Below are 14,215 nucleotides of genomic sequence, written 5' to 3'. Positions count from 1 at the left end.
AAAATTGCAACAAGTCCATACAAGTCGCGTGCCGTGCTTGACAGGCGGCTGCGTCAAGACAAATGATCGGCCGCCGTAGCTCGCGCTGCGGGAGGACATTGCCGCCGACCGCTTTTATGGCTGGCTCGAACGCACCTGGATGCTGCACCAATTGCCGCTCGCCGTGCTGCTGTATCTAACCGGCGGGTGGGCGTTCGTCATGTGGGGCGTGTGTGCCCGTATCACGGCGGCCATAACCGGCCACTGGCTGATCGGCCATTTCGCCCACAACCATGGCGGCATGCACCATGTCGTCGATGGCGCCGCGGTACAGGGACACAATGTCAGGTTCGCGTCGCTGCTGACCATGGGTGAGTCGTGGCACAACAACCACCACGCGTTTCCCGGCTCGGCCAAACTGGGCCTGCACACCGGCGAATGGGATCCAGGCTGGTGGGTATTGCTGGGACTGGAAAAGCTGGGAATGGTGTGGCGCTGCCGCTTGCCGGAAGACTTGCCGGCCCGTGCGGTACTGCGCCGCATCGGAGCGAGCAAGCCAACTTTTCGTTTTGGCAACATGTTATGCTGGTGCAAACGGCCGAGTTCGGCCAGAACCAGACGTTGAGCTTTCTGAATTGATTTTGAAAACTAGCCCTGGTGAACTCGTCGAAAGAGAACATTGTGCTGAAGCGTACATAAAAAGTGAATCAATGGAACACGGAATCGGTAAGTCACTGAAAAGGCATACCCTGTCGAATCCAAATGAGCGTCGAGAATTCAAGGCTGGCGTGGGCTTTTACGCCGTTATGATCCCATTTATTTCGATAATGGCATGGTTTGTCTTTTTTGTGTTTCGCGACGGTGGGGGCAAGGGCCATATCGTATTTGGCGGAATTATCGCGTACTTGAATTGCATAATGACTTACGATCTTCTTTCGAGGATCCCACTCTGGCCATGGTATCGGGGGCCGACATTAGTAGTTGACAACTATGGTCTCAAGACTGAAAAATGGTTTATCTCGTGGTCCGAGATCGAAAAAATTGACACTTTCAACGGCGGGAGAGGAATTGTATGCATAGGAATCGTCAAGAAAGGCCAGAGGTCTTGGGAAATTCCATATTTGATTGAAGGTCCGCTCGGCGCAAAAATAAGAGATGTCCTTCGTTATTTGCAAGTCAGTAAATCTGATTTTACGCCAGATTAATTTCGGGCTATTGGTTTGAACCCGCGACACGGCATGGCGGATATCGGCACTTACAAAACGAATCGATAAGCGTACGTCCGGTTTGGGTCGAAATCAGCGGGTCGCGGTCATCAGAGTGTTTTTCGCATTAGCAACATGCTATGCCTGACGAAGGATCGATATCGGCCAGCAGCAGTCCTTGCGTCCAGAAGCAGAAGTTCCGCGTATCCATCATTTTAAGGAAAATAGATGTATCACTGCCCAGCTTGTCACTCCAACGCCATACCAACCTATCGGGCCCTGATAAATATTCGCGGAATGAAGCACGATTGCCCCCATTGCAACACTGGTTTGCGCATGCGCACTTCGACCTTGGGTATTCTGTGCCTCGTCGCATCACTTTCCCTGTCTTTTTCTTTCGCCAGTTTTATCTACGCGCCGCCCGCTGTCATCATTCTCGGTGGTTTCGTACTGCCATTTGTGACCGGCATCTCACTTTGGTTGCATACCGTCAAATTTGAAGTCGCTGAGCATGTAGCTGCTTTTACGCCGCATACGCGCAAACGAAGGTTTTAGCGGCAATCCGTGGCGAAGGCGGTCACTGACAAAGCGTGGATGTCTGCGTTGGGCCAGTTCCGGCCGGTCGCGGCTATCGGTGGCTTTTTCAAAGACAACCCTGCTTTGCGTTTTTACACAACCCATGCCACAAGCAGTTATTCTTCAGGTCAGCGAATTGCATCAATTTTCGGTAATTTTCCTTATGCTCATCCTCGAATTTCCAAACGAAAAACATCGCGCTGCCTACGAAGACATGGTTCATCGGTGGCGTCAGGTCGAATCGCCCACGTCTCCGGGCAAGCTTTTTACGGGAAAAGACTTCGACGAATTCCTTTCGATCGTCCAGCGCGAACCGACCGCATCGGATCCGGCAAGCGTGCCCGCACACTTGTTTCTTCTGGCTGATACCGAATCATCGAAACTGTTCGGTGCCATCCAAATTCGCCACCACATCAACCATCCGAACCTCATCGAGACTGGTGGCCACATTGGCTACGGCATCTGCCCAAGCGAAAGGCGCAAGGGTTATGCGACAAAAATGCTGGCCCTCGCGATGCCAGAAGCAAGAAAAATCGGACTTTCTCGCCTCCTTGTCACCTGCAAGGACGCAAATGTCGGATCTTGGAAAGTCATCGAATCGAATGGTGGCGTTTTTGAACGCACGACCTTCGACGAAGGTCAACTGGCGCGGCGCTATTGGATGAAGCTTGCTTCGTTGGCTTGCGCCTCCCCTGATTTCCGGGACTGAAGCCGAGTCGCGGGCTTGAGGGTCTGATCCGGCGACTCGACAGTTTGGAACCTTTAATGGTTTACAAAGTTCCACGATGGCAGTTTGCCGGACCTGCCCCCGACAGCGCTGACCACAGGCGATACGTTTCCGTGCCGGTCAACGTTGTATGACCGCGGTTAGCGCATGCGCCCGGGCGTCCGGCGGCGGCGAGCCCAGCCCAGCATGCCAAAGCCCAGCATGAACACCGACGCCATGCCCGGCTCCGGCACCTCGCTGGCACGCTCGCTCAGGATGAAGGACAGGTTATCTGCATAGCCATCGTTGTCGCTCGAGACGAGACGCTCCATCGACAGCCAGAACGACAGCGTGCGGGTGCCGTCAGGCATGAATCCGCCGGATTCCCGATAGTACAAGCCGGTTTGGTTGTTCCGGTCGTCCGGGGTCACGGGACCGATCGCGGCGCTGCCGATCTCATTGTTGGACTCATCGAGAAACTGCACATAGAACAGTGCGTTATCGCCCTGGTCGGTCCAGCCACCGAGCCACCCGCTCAGGCTATAGGAAATGTTCGGCGTCATCGGCTTGTTCAAGTCCAGGCTCTGATAACCGACCGCATACTGCCCGAGGCCGGCAAACATTTTATTGCCGCGATCGACCGGCCCAGGCTGGGTGGGAAGCACCCAGTTGCTGCCATAGTCCACCGACTGCACCATGCTGTAATCCGGGTAGCCGGTCCAGCCGCTCACGCCTGCTTCGGCATCGCCGTTGACAATGAGGTTCTGGCCGTAGATGACATTCGCCTTGCCACTACACGCCACGGCGAACAAGGCCGCGGCAACGAGAAATCGACACTTCATAAAAAGCTCCCTGTAAGGATTAAATGACGCGGTACTGGTCGAGTTGTGCCGCCCCGCGCATCGCAGGATCGCTGATCGATGGCAAGCCGTTTTCCAGGTGGCCGGCAAAGCGGCGCAGCCAGCCGGGAACGCCAGCCACGCGCAGGCTGTAGTCGTACCAGTTGGAACTCGATGCCAGCGGCAGCCGGACAGTGCTCTTCGCGCCGGCGACGACGCGCACTTCGATGGGACCGCCCGCGTAGTACTTGTTGGCGCTGAGCTGGAAGGTGCATGGCTGCGCGCCATTGTTCGCCAGTTCGATCAGCAGCTCGCCTGCCGTGCGCTCGGCGCGCAGGCGCATCTCGGGCCATGCTGCGTTGCCTGTACTGCGCACGTCCCCGACGATGTGACGATGGAAGCCGTTCGGTCCCAGCACCCAAAGATCGTAGGCCGAGGCGGTGTTCCAGCGGCCTTTCAGCTGCTTCCCGGGTTCGACGGTATAGCGGCGCGGGATCTGGTCCAGCGCCAGCCGGTCGTACACATGAAACACTGCCCCGGCTTCGCCCAGATTGTCGAAACTCAGCTCCACCAGGCCGCCCCCGGCCGGCACCTGTGCCTGCACCTGGAGTTCGTACGGCAGCGCGCGTGCCGGACGCACGCCGGACGCCTGGACCGGTGCGCTCAGCGTGTCCGGCGGCGCGGGTACCTTGGTATTTGGCAGGCCCAGCGCCATCGCGCGGCGCGCAGCCGTTGCCGGCAGCAGCTGCGTGAACCCGTTGTCGTTCGGGTTCGCGAAGTCGAAACAGGACAACAGGTTGCCGCTCACCGCGCGGCGCCATGGGCTGATGAGCGGTTCGCGCACGCCAAAACGCGCCTCGATAAAACGCACCACCGATGTGTGGTCGAATACCTGCGAGTTCACCCAGCCGCCCTTGGTCCAGGGCGAGATGATATACATCGGAACACGCGGTCCAAGCCCGTAGGGACGATGGTGCGTGCGCGCATCGGCGCCGTTGAGTACGTGATGGTACTCGCCGCTGGTATCGACCGTCGATGCACCGGCGAGCGCAGACTGCGCCGGATCGCTGCCGTAGGTCGTGTAGGCCGGCACCGATGGCGGCGGCATGTGGTCGAAGAAGCCGTCGTTTTCGTCAAAATTGATGAGCAGGACCGTCTTGCTCCAGCTGTCAGGATTGGCGGTCAGGGCGTCGAGCACGCGCGCGATGTAGTCGGCGCCGGAAGCGGGACTCGACGGACCGGGGTGTTCCGAACCTTCGGCGGTCGCGACGACCCAGCTCACCTGCGGCAGGCGGTTGGCCAGCACGTCGGCCTTGAGCAGGTCGAGGTCACGCGTGCTGGTGCCGCGATTACGCAGGGCTTGCGAAAAGGGCGCCCGGCCATACCACGCGTTGCGGAAAGAGCGGAATCCCGCCAGCGAGTTATCGGTGAAGTTGTCTGCCATGTTCTGGTAGACCTGCCAGCTGATGCCCGCCGCTTCCAGGCGTTCCGGATAGGTGGTCCACAAGTAGTCGGTGGACATGTCCGGATTGAAGTCGTCGCGACTGTTGTCAATCGACGGGCCGCCGGCAGCGGCCAGGGGGTCGTTGTGACCGCTGAACAGGAACAGGCGGTTGGTGTTGGTGCCAGTCTGCGTCGCGCAGTGGTAGTGGTCGCAGATCGTGAAGGCGCGCGCGAGCGCGAACTGGAACGGAATGTCGGCCTCGGCGTAATAACCCATCGCGTGGTTCTGCTTGACCGTGCACCAGTCGTTCATGCGTCCGTGGTCCCACGCCAGCTGGGCATCGAGCCAGGAATGCGGGGTGCCGGCCACGCGTATGACCGGGAAATCCTGCACCGTGTTGAGCCGGAACGGCGCGATGGCGCGGCCCTGGGGCCAGCTGGGCCGGCCGGGCACCGGCGCCCCACCGACAGCGCGCTGCACGAATACCGACTTGCGATTGAAGAGATTTTGCCGGTCCATCACCGGGATCGGGAACGGATCGCCGAATCCTCGCACCCCTTCCAGTGTGCCAAAGTAATGGTCGAAACTGCGGTTCTCCTGCGTCAGCACGACAATATGCTCGACATCCTGCAGGCTGCGGGTACGCTGGTTGGCGGGAAGGGCCAGCGCCTTTTGAATCGACGGTGGGAAGGTTGCAAGTACGGCGCTGGCGGCGCCCGTCTTACCAAGTGTGCGGAGGAAGTCGCGGCGGCTCATGCGTGTACCTTCGTGCGTGCGAAGGCAGAATCGAAAATAGGCATTTGATTGGTCCAGGTCGGTTATCGGGAACTGACGAAAACTGAAGTCCTGCGAGTCATCAGCTTAGGCATGAACGATGAACACTTGATGACATGCGGCATCGTGTCAAGTCTGGTAACCGCCCCCCGACAGTGCGTGTACTGCAATGTAGTACTGCGCAGGCCATTTATCGGGACTTTGCCGAAACGCGGGAGCGATCAAGGAATCCAGCGATACTTGTCATCTTTACCTTGCCTCGGTCAAACATCAGTTGCGCCCTATATCGCAACTGGAGGATTGGATCAAGCCCTTTCGCCACATTTATTTACTGACGGGTACGTAATTCTCTGGCTCAGCACAGCGTGGCATCGGCTGGGACCATCGCGTAATTTATCCGGGCTCTGATGGTTAACAATCTCAGCGATACCGGAGTTAATTGATAATGGATTTTTATGGAAAATATTCTCCGCTTACTACTCGTCCTTGGAATAGTCGTATCTAGCAGCGTTTCCGTGGCTGCGAATGGTGGCACACATTTCGAAAAAATCAGGCTGCGGCTCGATATTGCCAAAATCAAAGATCCGGCTTTGAAAAAAATGGTGGCAGGTGCCGAGAATAACGTCGCGGACACCATTGGTGCCTTAAGTCACGGGGCGCTGCGCAACGAGGAAATCGCGCGGAAAATTGGCTGGGCCGGTAATGAGCCCCTTTTGCTTGCGCCGGACTCCAGCTGCGCAAATGGCGTTGGGTTAATCACGCCCGGCGGCCGCGTCATCACCCGGGAAGCGTACGCATTCATGGGAGGATCAGCGTGGAAGAAAGAAGGGGAGCATGCTTTCTCGTTCCTGGCAGAATACAAAGATCCCGTGATCCAGGAAAACGTCGTTACTCATCGATATTTCTTTGAGCAAGTTGGCGATCACTGGCGTTTAAGCAAACAAGAAGTGGTCGACAAACACATTACGGATGAAAAATGCTGACATTGCACGTCGCTCTCGATTTTCGGCACAATTGACCAGGCTGCGCGGAGTGCGCGCAAAAGCGTCGCTCAACGCGGAATGCTTCGCGATGGCTGGTCAGCCGCAAGGCGAACGCCTTCGCTAAGTCGGCGTCGAGCAATCAGCTGGAGGACGTCAGTGATCGTCAACAGGCCGACAACGAAGATGATGCCCATAATCCAGGCCAGGATTATCATATGTTTCTCCTAAGTAAATTTATGACCGGATAGCAGAGTTGTTAATAAGGCATCTATTCGCTTATTCGGCATTTCGACGATTAAAACTCTTCCCATTCCTCACTTGCCGCCACAGCTGCACTCGGCTCGCGGTTGGGCGCATGTGCGGCCACGGACTTGCCACGTGCTGGCTTCACAGGCGCCGGCGTCACAGGGCCACTGCCTCCCCCGCCGGTTTGACCCGCGCCGCGGGCTTGCCCAACGCCGCCACCGATTCTTCGACCAGTGCCGCATTGCGCTGCGTCGCCTCATCCATGTGGTCAATAGCTTGATTGACCTGCTCGATGCCGCCCGATTGTTCCTGCGTGGCCGTCATATTTTCGCCCATGATGTCGGACACGCGGCGAATGCTGGAGACGACTTCTTCCATCGTGGCGCCAGTCCGGTCGACCAGCTTGGTGCGGGTGTCGACCTGTGTTGACGCCGACCGAAAACTGACCCACAGCGGCAGAAACCGCATAAGTCCATTACTCAGAAAAACTACTGAACGCCTTAACTTGGGTGGATTGGGGGCTGCATGGAAGAAAGAAAATAACCATTCTTTCTCGTTCCTGGCAGAATATAAAGATGTGATTATTCAAGATAATATTATTTTTTACCGATATTTTTTTGAAAAGTCTGGCGCTAATTGGCGTTTGAGTAAGCAGGAAGTCGTCAGTAGACATCGTGGCCGTCGAATGCTGAGGACCCGGGGCGGCAGCTGTTCGACGTCGCGCCAGGTACTGCGTAGTGCCGCGCGCGGCCATGGCGGCCGTCGCAACGCCAGCAGCCTGGGCGAAGGGTTTCGGATCGCCGAAGACCTGGGCGTCTTCACGGGCGTGCAGTGCACGCAAGGCAGTGCCGCATTCGAGGCGGCACTGGGCGCGGCGCAACAGGCTGCACGGCGCCAGCGCGCAGAGGCACCTGTGCTGTACGGCGCAATGATCGGGCGCGCTGCATTGACAAAGCGCTGGACGAAAAAAAAGCCCACTTAAGGGCTTCGTTTCAATGTACCGCCAATGATGTCATCGCTGCCGCTCCCATGCGATCTGCGTGGTGAGAGGTGCGGGACGCCCATGCTATCTGCGTGGTGCATCCGATGTGTAATCCGAACAACGTAACTGGAGAAACAATCCCTGCGTGCGCAGCTACCATTACACCTGGTGGCCAGCAATCGGCTTGAGGGAGCGGCGAAGAAGTAATCCCTCACCAGCGAACGCAGTGTAGCACAGGTTTGCTGCAATGCACAAATCCCGTGTTGTTTTAAACCGAATCGTCGCCGATGTGGAAGTTCGGGACCTGGATTTCGATGGTGTTGTCGTCACCGGTGTCGATGATGATCGTGACGATGTCGTCTTCCGCGCTGGACGCGTAGTTGGTGCCGGCGAGCTTGTCGACGGCATCCTGGTCCATTTGGAAGGTGTCGTCAGGTGCCCGGCGGAACACGCGTGGCTGGACGAAGTCCGCCAGTTCGGCACAGCGCTCGTCGATTGCATCTTCGCTGGCGTTGTCCGCCTCCAGTTCCACGATGTCGTTGACGATGCCCTGCAGTTGTTCCAAGTCGATATTGTCCATTGTGTTCTCGCGATGATTGCCAAGGTTTCATGCTAGCACGCGTCGCCATGACGCTTGAAAGACCTTACGAAAAGGTGCTACCCTAGTGTTACCTTTTCATTTCAGACGAACCGATCATGTCAACGACTTCACTCAAACTGCCAGACGAGCTCAAGCTGCGGGCGTCGACCGCCGCGGAAGAACTCGGCATCAGCACCCACGCCTTCATGGTCGGCGCCATCCGGCAAGCAGCCGATGCGGTCGAGCAGCGCACGCAATTCGTCGCCCAGGCGCAGGCAGCGCGGGTGGCCATGCTGCAAAGCGGATCAGGCCACGATGCAAATGAAGTGCGCGCCTATCTGCGGGCGCGACTGGCCGATCCGGCCGCCACCCGCCCCGGCATGAAGCCATGGCGCGAATAAGCTATGCGGGCCAGGCGCTTGGGGACCTGGAACGCATCAGCGATTTTATTGCCACCAGTGGACGGGATGCCCTGGAGGCGCTCGACCTGATCGACGAAGCCGTCGCCATCCTCGCCCGCCATCCCTTCATTGGCCGCCAAGTAGAAGACGGCTTGCGCGAACTGGTCATTTCCCAAGGCAAGACCGGCTATGTCACGCTGTACAGTTTTGAAGTCGAATATGACGCCATCCTGGTGCTGACGGTCCGGCACCAGCGTGAAGCGGGCTGGAACGTGCCCCTGATTTAATCCAAAAGCTGCTGCCATGCCTGCAGCTTGTGCGCGAACGTCATCGACGCATACGCCGGCGATGTCGACGGCAGCACCAGCGTCCGGTATCCCGCCTCTTCAAACTGCGGGGCGAACTTACCCGACGTCTGACCATTGAAGCCCACGGTTTCAAGCAAGGGACACAGCTGATGCAATCGCGCGAAATCATTCGCGGCCGGCGCGCGGATGGCCGAGTCGAGGCTGCCTTCCCGCTCACACGCACCCAGGACATCCCAGAGGCCAACGCCGTGCGACAGCAAGCGCGGCAAGCGCTCGGCATACGGCATGCCGGCCAGGTCTTCACCCGTCAACTGCGACAGGATCGGCCACAGTAAATTGCGCGGATGGGCGTAATACTGGGCCGCCGCCAGTGACGCTGCGCCGGGGAAACTGCCCAGAATCAAAATGCGGGTGCGCGTATCGATGACGGGCGCAAGGCCGGTGTGGCGGGTGGGCAAAATAGGATCCATGGCGGCGCTCATCATAGCAGCTGGGAGCGTACGATCAGCACCACACGCGCGCCGCTTGCCTTGCGCCAGCCGGTGTAAAATCATGGCGCAACGCACACAAGACCAACAGGAGACGCCATGACCCCGTTCGCAGCGCCGCGCACCATCGATACCCTGCTTGACCAGTACGGCGAAAGCCATCGCAACCACACCAACGAGCTGATCCATTTCGTGTGTGTCCCGGTAATCGTGTTCAGCCTGCTCGGGCTGGTGTGGTCGGTGCACCCGATTGCTGCGCTGGCCGTCAGCGCTGCTGCACTGTGGTACTACTTCAAGCTATCGCGCCCGTTCGCGTTCGGCATGCTGGCCATGACGGTGCTCATGCTGGTGCTGCTGGCCGCCATGCCGCGCTACACGGTGCTGCCGGTATCGATCGCGATTTTTGTGCTCGCCTGGATCGGCCAGTTCGTCGGCCACCAGATCGAAGGCAAGAAGCCGTCGTTTTTCGACGACCTGCGCTTCCTGCTGATCGGCCCGCTGTTTGTGCTCAGTTTTCTGTATCGTCGCTTGCGTGTGGCCTATTAAACTCAAGGAGAAGCCATGAAAATCGTTTATGCAGCGCTGTTCGGCGCGGCGCTGGCCGGGTGTGCGAGTCCGCCCAATTCCGGCCGCGAATACACCTACTATCAGGCCCAGGGCGAACAAACCGTGCGCATGGGCATCGTAGAATCGGTCCGTGACGTGGCCATCATCAACCCGGATTCTGGCACCGGCACCATGGCCGGCGCGGCACTGGGCGGCCTGGGCGGCTCCACCGCCGGCAGCGGCAACGGCTCGGCCGCGATGGCCATCGTCGGGGCAGTCGCCGGCGGCCTCATCGGCAACCGGGTCGAAGCCAACGCCAACCGCAAGCCGGGCTATGAGATCACCGTCAAGCTCGACAGCGGCGAATTGCGCGCCATCACGCAACAGGCCGATGAACTATTTCGCCCCGGTGAACGCGTGCGCCTGCTGTCGAACGGCATCACGACGCGCGTCAGCCACTAACGTCATCCCCGCGAAGGCGGGGACCCATAGCACACGTCAGGAATCGCACCGCAAAATAACCATTCCGCTAATCAACAAAGGCACGCGAAAGCACGTATACTTTTGCGATGCCTTCTTCCCTCCTCTTCGTCATTGCGTCCCTGATCTGGGGCTCCACATTCTGGGCCATCACGCTGCAGCTGGGCCAGGTGCCGCCATCGGTCTCGGTGGCCTACCGGTTTGCCCTCGCGGCCGTCACGCTGTTCGCCATTTGCCTGGTGCGCGGCGACCGCCTGCGCCTGCCCTGGCGCGCCCAGCGCTGGATGATTTTGCAAGGCTTTCTGACCTTCGGCCTGTCCTACGTCTGCACGTATAACGCGGAACGTTTCGTGGTCTCGGCCCTGGTCGCCGTGATGTTCGCGCTGATGGTGTTTTTTACGCCCATCTGCGCGCGCATCGGCTTCGGCAAGCCGATCCCGGCACGCACCTGGAGCGCCGGCACGGCGGCGGTGGCCGGCGTGCTGCTGATGTTTTATCACGCGCTCAGCGGCGCCGTGGCGGAACTCAAGGCCGGCGGCAGCGGCCATTTCCTGATTGGCGTGCTGCTCGCCACCCTGGCCTCCTTTGCCAGTTCGGCCGGCAGCGTGGTGGTGGGTAAAGTCAAGGAAGAAGCATCGAATTTGCCGCTGACGATGGCCTGGTCAATGCTCTGGGGCACGTTGATGGTGAGCGCCTGGACGCTGCTGTCCGGCCAGTCATTTGTCCTGCCCACGGCGCCCAGCTACCTGGCCGGCCTGGTCTATCTCGCCATCTTCGGCTCGGTGATTGCCTTCTATGCCTACTTCACGCTGATCGACCGCATCGGCCCGCAAAAAGCCGTGTACATCACCGTCGTGACCCCGGTCATTTCGGTGCTGCTGTCGATCAAGCTGGAACACTACCGCCCCGGCGCGCTCGAATGGGCCGGCATGACGCTGTGCCTGGCCAGTGTTGCCTGGGCCCTCCGCGCGCCGAAAGCGCCTGCCATCAATCAGAACAATTTACTCGAGGTTCCATGACGTTTGCCATCCGCCCCGCCACCCCTGCCGACGTGGCCCATATCCGTGCCATGATCGTCGAACTGGCCGTGTTCGAAAAACTCGAACACCAGGTCGTCGCCACCGAGGCGCTGCTGCACGAAGGGCTGTTCGGCGCGCGTCCTGCCTGCGAAGCGATCATCGGCGAAGCCGATGGCGAAGTGGTCTGCTTCGCCCTGTTCTTCCACAATTTTTCCACCTTCCTGACCCGCAAGGGCCTGTACCTGGAAGATTTATATGTGCGCCAGTCGCAGCGCGGCAAGGGCTTCGGCAAGGCGTTGCTGGCGCGCCTGGCGCAGATTGCCGTCGAGCGCGAATGTGGCCGCTTTGAATGGTCGGTGCTGGACTGGAACGCGCCGGCAATCGCGCTCTACCAATCGCTGGGCGCCGACGTGATGCCGGATTGGCGTATTTGCCGCCTCACCGGCGACGCCTTGCAGACGCTGGCCAAGGCCTGATTCAGACTGTTTCCGGCATCTGCGCGAGCAGCTTGTCGAGCGTGATCGGGTAGTCGCGCACGCGCACGCCGGTGGCGTTGTAAATGGCGTTGGCAATGGCGGCGCTGACCCCGCACAGTCCCAGCTCGCCCACGCCCTTGGCTTTCATGGGCGAGGACATCGGGTCGGTTTCATCGATGAAAATGACATCCTGGTGCGGAATGTCGGCGTGCACCGGCACTTCGTAGCCAGCCAGGTCGTGGTTGACGAAGAAGCCGTGGCGCCGGTCCACGGCCAGCTCTTCCATCAAGGCGCCGCCGACACCCATCGTCATGGCGCCGATCACCTGGCTACGCGCCGTTTTCGGATTCAGGATGCGCCCGGCAGCGCACACGGCCAGCATCCGGCGCACCCGGATTTCCGCCGTCAGCATGTCCACGCCCACCTCGACGAAATGCGCGCCGAAGGTCGATTGCTGCGCATGCTTCGCCAGGTCGCCGTATTCCATCTTGTCTTCGGCGCTCACCTCGCCCACATCGCGCAGCGCCACGGTGCGCCCGCCGGCGCGCACGGCGCCGCCCGTGAACGCGGCCTGGACCGGGTCCATGCCGGCCTGCCGCGCAATTTTGTCGCGTAGCAGCACGCAGGCTGCGTACACGCCGGCGGTTGAACTGTTGGCCCCGCGCTGCCCGCCCGAACCGGACGAGACCGGGTAGCTGGAGTCGCCCAGGCGCACCGTGACGCGCTCGAGCGGCACGCCGAGCATCTCGGCCGCAGTCTGGCCGATGATGGTGTAGCTGCCGGTGCCGATATCGGTCATGTCGGTTTCCACCGTGACGGTGCCGTCGCGCTCCAGCCGCACGCGCGCGCCGGAAGGCGAACTGATGTTGTTGCGAAAGGCCGAGGCCACGCCCATGCCGACCAGCCAGCGCCCGTCGCGCACGGCGCCCGGCTTTGCCTGCCGCTCTTTCCAGCCGAAGCGGTCCGCGCCTTGGCGCATGCACTCGATGAAGCGGCGCGTTGAAAACGGGCGGCCCGGCTTTTCGGGATCGGAGGTGGTGTCGTTGACGATGCGGAACATGACCGGATCCATCTTCAGCTTTTCGGCCATTTCGTCGATGGCGATTTCCAGCACCATCATGCCGGCGCCCTCGCCCGGCGCCCGGAATGCATTGCCTTCCGGGAGGTCGAGCGTGGACAACATCAGCTGGGTCAGGCGGTGCGCGCCGGCATACAGCAGGCGCGTCTGGTTGACGGCGCTTTCGGGCTTGCCATCGGGCAGGTTGCCCGACCAGCTTTCGTGGGCAATGGCGCTGATGCGTCCTTCGCGCGTGGCGCCGAGGCGGATGCGCTGGATGGTGGCGGGACGGTGCGTCGTGTTGTTTGCAACGAGCGGGCGCTGCAGTGCCACTTTCACCGCTTTGCCGGCCGCCCTGGCGCCCAGCACGGCCAGCACCGCATCGGCGCGCAGGAACAGTTTCGCGCCGAAACCGCCACCGGTGTAGGGCGATATCACGTGGATATTTTCTGCGGGAATACCCACGGTCCTGGCCAGGTCGGTCTTGACGCGGTCGACCACCTGGGTCGAAGTCCAGATGGTCAATTTGTCGCCGTCCCAGCGGGCAATCGAGGCGTGCGGCTCCATCATGGCGTGGCTCTGGTCGGGCGTGCTGTACATGGCGTCGAGCTTGACCGGCGCCGCGGCAAACCCCCGTTCGAAATCGCCGATCGCGCTGGCTTTGCCGGACGGCGCCGCGCCCGCGCGCGCCGCCGCCAGGTCGAAGCTGCCCGGCTGCTTCACGTAGTCGATGCGCACCAGCGCTGCGGCAGCGCGCGCCTGTTCGAACGTGTCGGCCACCACCAGTGCCACGGCCTGGTGATAATGCTCAACGACCGGGCCACCCAGCAACCGGGCCGTATTCGCGCCGCCTTTGCCCAGCGGCCCCGCATTCGCGTACGTCACCACCGCCAGCACACCCGGTGCGCGGCTTGCTGCCGCACTGTCGATGGCGGCGATGCGGCCCTTGGCGATGGCCGCGCCGATCACGTAGCCATACGCTGCCTGCGGCGCCGCCCGGTGCTGCTCGTAGGCGTACGGCGCGGTGCCGGTGGTTTTCAGGCGGCCGTCGATGCGGTCAAACGGCTTGCCGACCACATTCAGCTGGTCGATCGGATTGGTGGTGGCGGGCGTGATGAATTTCATT

General features: G+C 60.4%; 18 protein-coding genes. 12 read left to right on the top strand and 6 right to left on the bottom strand.

Features of this window, described 5'->3' with window-relative positions; genetic code table 11:
• The first annotated feature begins 85 nt into the window (after positions 1 to 85).
• From V6M87_RS13545 to V6M87_RS13530, 4 genes are all read left to right on the top strand, one after another.
• Positions 86 to 604 (top strand): fatty acid desaturase, encoded by a 519-nt coding sequence (locus V6M87_RS13545; protein WP_332877334.1) that lies wholly within the window; start codon positions 86 to 88, stop codon positions 602 to 604.
• A gap of 16 nt (positions 605 to 620) precedes the next feature.
• Entirely contained in the window at positions 621 to 1,184 is a 564-nt protein-coding gene (locus V6M87_RS13540; protein ID WP_332877166.1) for a hypothetical protein, read from the top strand.
• 336 nt (positions 1,185 to 1,520) lie between these two features.
• Positions 1,521 to 1,739, top strand: coding sequence for a hypothetical protein (locus V6M87_RS13535; protein ID WP_332877165.1), 219 nt, complete (start codon positions 1,521 to 1,523; stop codon positions 1,737 to 1,739).
• Between the two features lie 124 nt (positions 1,740 to 1,863).
• Positions 1,864 to 2,469 carry a GNAT family N-acetyltransferase gene (locus tag V6M87_RS13530; RefSeq protein ID WP_332877164.1) on the top strand — a complete coding sequence of 202 codons (606 nt, stop codon included), beginning with the start codon at positions 1,864 to 1,866 and terminating at the stop codon, positions 2,467 to 2,469.
• A gap of 158 nt (positions 2,470 to 2,627) precedes the next feature.
• On the opposite strand, the gene V6M87_RS13525 is transcribed toward V6M87_RS13530, so the two are convergent.
• On the bottom strand, positions 2,628 to 3,308 hold the full coding sequence (locus tag V6M87_RS13525; RefSeq protein ID WP_332877163.1) for a PEP-CTERM sorting domain-containing protein: 681 nt from the start codon (positions 3,306 to 3,308) through the stop codon (positions 2,628 to 2,630).
• A gap of 19 nt (positions 3,309 to 3,327) precedes the next feature.
• Positions 3,328 to 5,505: a phosphocholine-specific phospholipase C gene (locus tag V6M87_RS13520; RefSeq protein ID WP_332877162.1), complete on the bottom strand. Its 2,178-nt coding sequence runs from the start codon at positions 5,503 to 5,505 to the stop codon at positions 3,328 to 3,330.
• Between the two features lie 473 nt (positions 5,506 to 5,978).
• Between V6M87_RS13520 and V6M87_RS13515 the strand changes: the two genes are divergently transcribed.
• Positions 5,979 to 6,506: a hypothetical protein gene (locus V6M87_RS13515; RefSeq protein WP_332877161.1), complete on the top strand. Its 528-nt coding sequence runs from the start codon at positions 5,979 to 5,981 to the stop codon at positions 6,504 to 6,506.
• A gap of 402 nt (positions 6,507 to 6,908) precedes the next feature.
• Here V6M87_RS13515 and V6M87_RS13510 read toward each other — a convergent pair whose 3' ends face one another.
• Positions 6,909 to 7,220 (bottom strand): methyl-accepting chemotaxis protein, encoded by a 312-nt coding sequence (locus V6M87_RS13510; protein ID WP_332877160.1) that lies wholly within the window; start codon positions 7,218 to 7,220, stop codon positions 6,909 to 6,911.
• A 217-nt stretch (positions 7,221 to 7,437) separates the two neighbouring features.
• Between V6M87_RS13510 and V6M87_RS13505 the strand changes: the two genes are divergently transcribed.
• Complete coding sequence (locus tag V6M87_RS13505) at positions 7,438 to 7,734, top strand: hypothetical protein (RefSeq protein ID WP_332877159.1); 297 nt, start codon at positions 7,438 to 7,440, stop codon at positions 7,732 to 7,734.
• A gap of 268 nt (positions 7,735 to 8,002) precedes the next feature.
• On the opposite strand, the gene V6M87_RS13500 is transcribed toward V6M87_RS13505, so the two are convergent.
• The gene (locus tag V6M87_RS13500) at positions 8,003 to 8,314 is read right to left on the bottom strand and encodes a hypothetical protein (protein ID WP_332877158.1); all 312 of its coding nucleotides are present in this window, start codon (positions 8,312 to 8,314) and stop codon (positions 8,003 to 8,005) included.
• Positions 8,315 to 8,430: 116 nt separating this feature from the next.
• On the opposite strand from V6M87_RS13500, the gene V6M87_RS13495 reads away from it, so the two are divergent.
• Positions 8,431 to 8,715, top strand: coding sequence for a CopG family transcriptional regulator (locus V6M87_RS13495; protein ID WP_332877157.1), 285 nt, complete (start codon positions 8,431 to 8,433; stop codon positions 8,713 to 8,715).
• The gene (locus V6M87_RS13490; RefSeq protein ID WP_332877156.1) at positions 8,703 to 9,002 is read left to right on the top strand and encodes a type II toxin-antitoxin system RelE/ParE family toxin; all 300 of its coding nucleotides are present in this window, start codon (positions 8,703 to 8,705) and stop codon (positions 9,000 to 9,002) included. Before V6M87_RS13495 ends, V6M87_RS13490 begins: the two co-directional genes overlap by 13 nt.
• Here the strand turns inward: V6M87_RS13490 and V6M87_RS13485 are convergent.
• Positions 8,999 to 9,493: a DNA-deoxyinosine glycosylase gene (locus tag V6M87_RS13485; RefSeq protein WP_332877155.1), complete on the bottom strand. Its 495-nt coding sequence runs from the start codon at positions 9,491 to 9,493 to the stop codon at positions 8,999 to 9,001. The two genes, V6M87_RS13490 and V6M87_RS13485, sit on opposite strands and share 4 nt — an antisense overlap.
• Before the next feature lie 117 nt (positions 9,494 to 9,610).
• Between V6M87_RS13485 and V6M87_RS13480 the strand changes: the two genes are divergently transcribed.
• The 4 genes from V6M87_RS13480 to V6M87_RS13465 all read left to right on the top strand — a co-directional run bounded on the left by V6M87_RS13480 (position 9,611) and on the right by V6M87_RS13465 (position 12,032).
• Positions 9,611 to 10,057 carry an Mpo1 family 2-hydroxy fatty acid dioxygenase gene (locus tag V6M87_RS13480; protein ID WP_332877154.1) on the top strand — a complete coding sequence of 149 codons (447 nt, stop codon included), beginning with the start codon at positions 9,611 to 9,613 and terminating at the stop codon, positions 10,055 to 10,057.
• A 15-nt stretch (positions 10,058 to 10,072) separates the two neighbouring features.
• Entirely contained in the window at positions 10,073 to 10,519 is a 447-nt protein-coding gene (locus tag V6M87_RS13475) for a glycine zipper 2TM domain-containing protein (RefSeq protein WP_332877153.1), read from the top strand.
• A gap of 107 nt (positions 10,520 to 10,626) precedes the next feature.
• On the top strand, positions 10,627 to 11,556 hold the full coding sequence (locus tag V6M87_RS13470) for a DMT family transporter (protein ID WP_332877152.1): 930 nt from the start codon (positions 10,627 to 10,629) through the stop codon (positions 11,554 to 11,556).
• The gene (locus tag V6M87_RS13465) at positions 11,553 to 12,032 is read left to right on the top strand and encodes a GNAT family N-acetyltransferase (protein WP_332877151.1); all 480 of its coding nucleotides are present in this window, start codon (positions 11,553 to 11,555) and stop codon (positions 12,030 to 12,032) included. The genes V6M87_RS13470 and V6M87_RS13465 overlap by 4 nt, the downstream gene beginning before the upstream one ends.
• A 1-nt stretch (position 12,033) precedes the next feature.
• Here the strand turns inward: V6M87_RS13465 and paoC are convergent, their stop codons facing one another.
• Positions 12,034 to 14,214 (bottom strand): aldehyde oxidoreductase molybdenum-binding subunit PaoC, encoded by a 2,181-nt coding sequence (gene paoC, locus V6M87_RS13460; RefSeq protein WP_332877150.1) that lies wholly within the window; start codon positions 14,212 to 14,214, stop codon positions 12,034 to 12,036.
• Between the last annotated feature and the right edge of the window lies 1 nt (position 14,215).

The organism is Massilia sp. S19_KUP03_FR1 (assembly GCF_036688685.1).
Classification (GTDB): domain Bacteria; phylum Pseudomonadota; class Gammaproteobacteria; order Burkholderiales; family Burkholderiaceae_D; genus JALYUM01.
This window is presented reverse-complemented; position numbering and strand designations above follow the sequence as displayed.

Bases quoted from the DNA above. Each gene is read 5' to 3' on its own strand.
- V6M87_RS13535 (WP_332877165.1), top strand. From the start codon at position 1,521: ATGCGCACTTCGACCTTGGGTATTCTGTGCCTCGTCGCATCACTTTCC.
- V6M87_RS13530 (WP_332877164.1), top strand. From the start codon at position 1,864: ATGCCACAAGCAGTTATTCTTCAGGTCAGCGAATTGCATCAATTTTCG.
- V6M87_RS13525 (WP_332877163.1), bottom strand. From the start codon at position 3,308: ATGAAGTGTCGATTTCTCGTTGCCGCGGCCTTGTTCGCCGTGGCGTGT.
- V6M87_RS13520 (WP_332877162.1), bottom strand. From the start codon at position 5,505: ATGAGCCGCCGCGACTTCCTCCGCACACTTGGTAAGACGGGCGCCGCC.
- V6M87_RS13515 (WP_332877161.1), top strand. From the start codon at position 5,979: ATGGAAAATATTCTCCGCTTACTACTCGTCCTTGGAATAGTCGTATCT.
- V6M87_RS13510 (WP_332877160.1), bottom strand. From the start codon at position 7,220: ATGCGGTTTCTGCCGCTGTGGGTCAGTTTTCGGTCGGCGTCAACACAG.
- V6M87_RS13505 (WP_332877159.1), top strand. From the start codon at position 7,438: ATGCTGAGGACCCGGGGCGGCAGCTGTTCGACGTCGCGCCAGGTACTG.
- V6M87_RS13500 (WP_332877158.1), bottom strand. From the start codon at position 8,314: ATGGACAATATCGACTTGGAACAACTGCAGGGCATCGTCAACGACATC.
- V6M87_RS13495 (WP_332877157.1), top strand. From the start codon at position 8,431: ATGTCAACGACTTCACTCAAACTGCCAGACGAGCTCAAGCTGCGGGCG.
- V6M87_RS13490 (WP_332877156.1), top strand. From the start codon at position 8,703: ATGGCGCGAATAAGCTATGCGGGCCAGGCGCTTGGGGACCTGGAACGC.
- V6M87_RS13485 (WP_332877155.1), bottom strand. From the start codon at position 9,493: ATGGATCCTATTTTGCCCACCCGCCACACCGGCCTTGCGCCCGTCATC.
- V6M87_RS13480 (WP_332877154.1), top strand. From the start codon at position 9,611: ATGACCCCGTTCGCAGCGCCGCGCACCATCGATACCCTGCTTGACCAG.
- V6M87_RS13475 (WP_332877153.1), top strand. From the start codon at position 10,073: ATGAAAATCGTTTATGCAGCGCTGTTCGGCGCGGCGCTGGCCGGGTGT.
- V6M87_RS13470 (WP_332877152.1), top strand. From the start codon at position 10,627: ATGCCTTCTTCCCTCCTCTTCGTCATTGCGTCCCTGATCTGGGGCTCC.
- V6M87_RS13465 (WP_332877151.1), top strand. From the start codon at position 11,553: ATGACGTTTGCCATCCGCCCCGCCACCCCTGCCGACGTGGCCCATATC.
- paoC (WP_332877150.1), bottom strand. From the start codon at position 14,214: ATGAAATTCATCACGCCCGCCACCACCAATCCGATCGACCAGCTGAAT.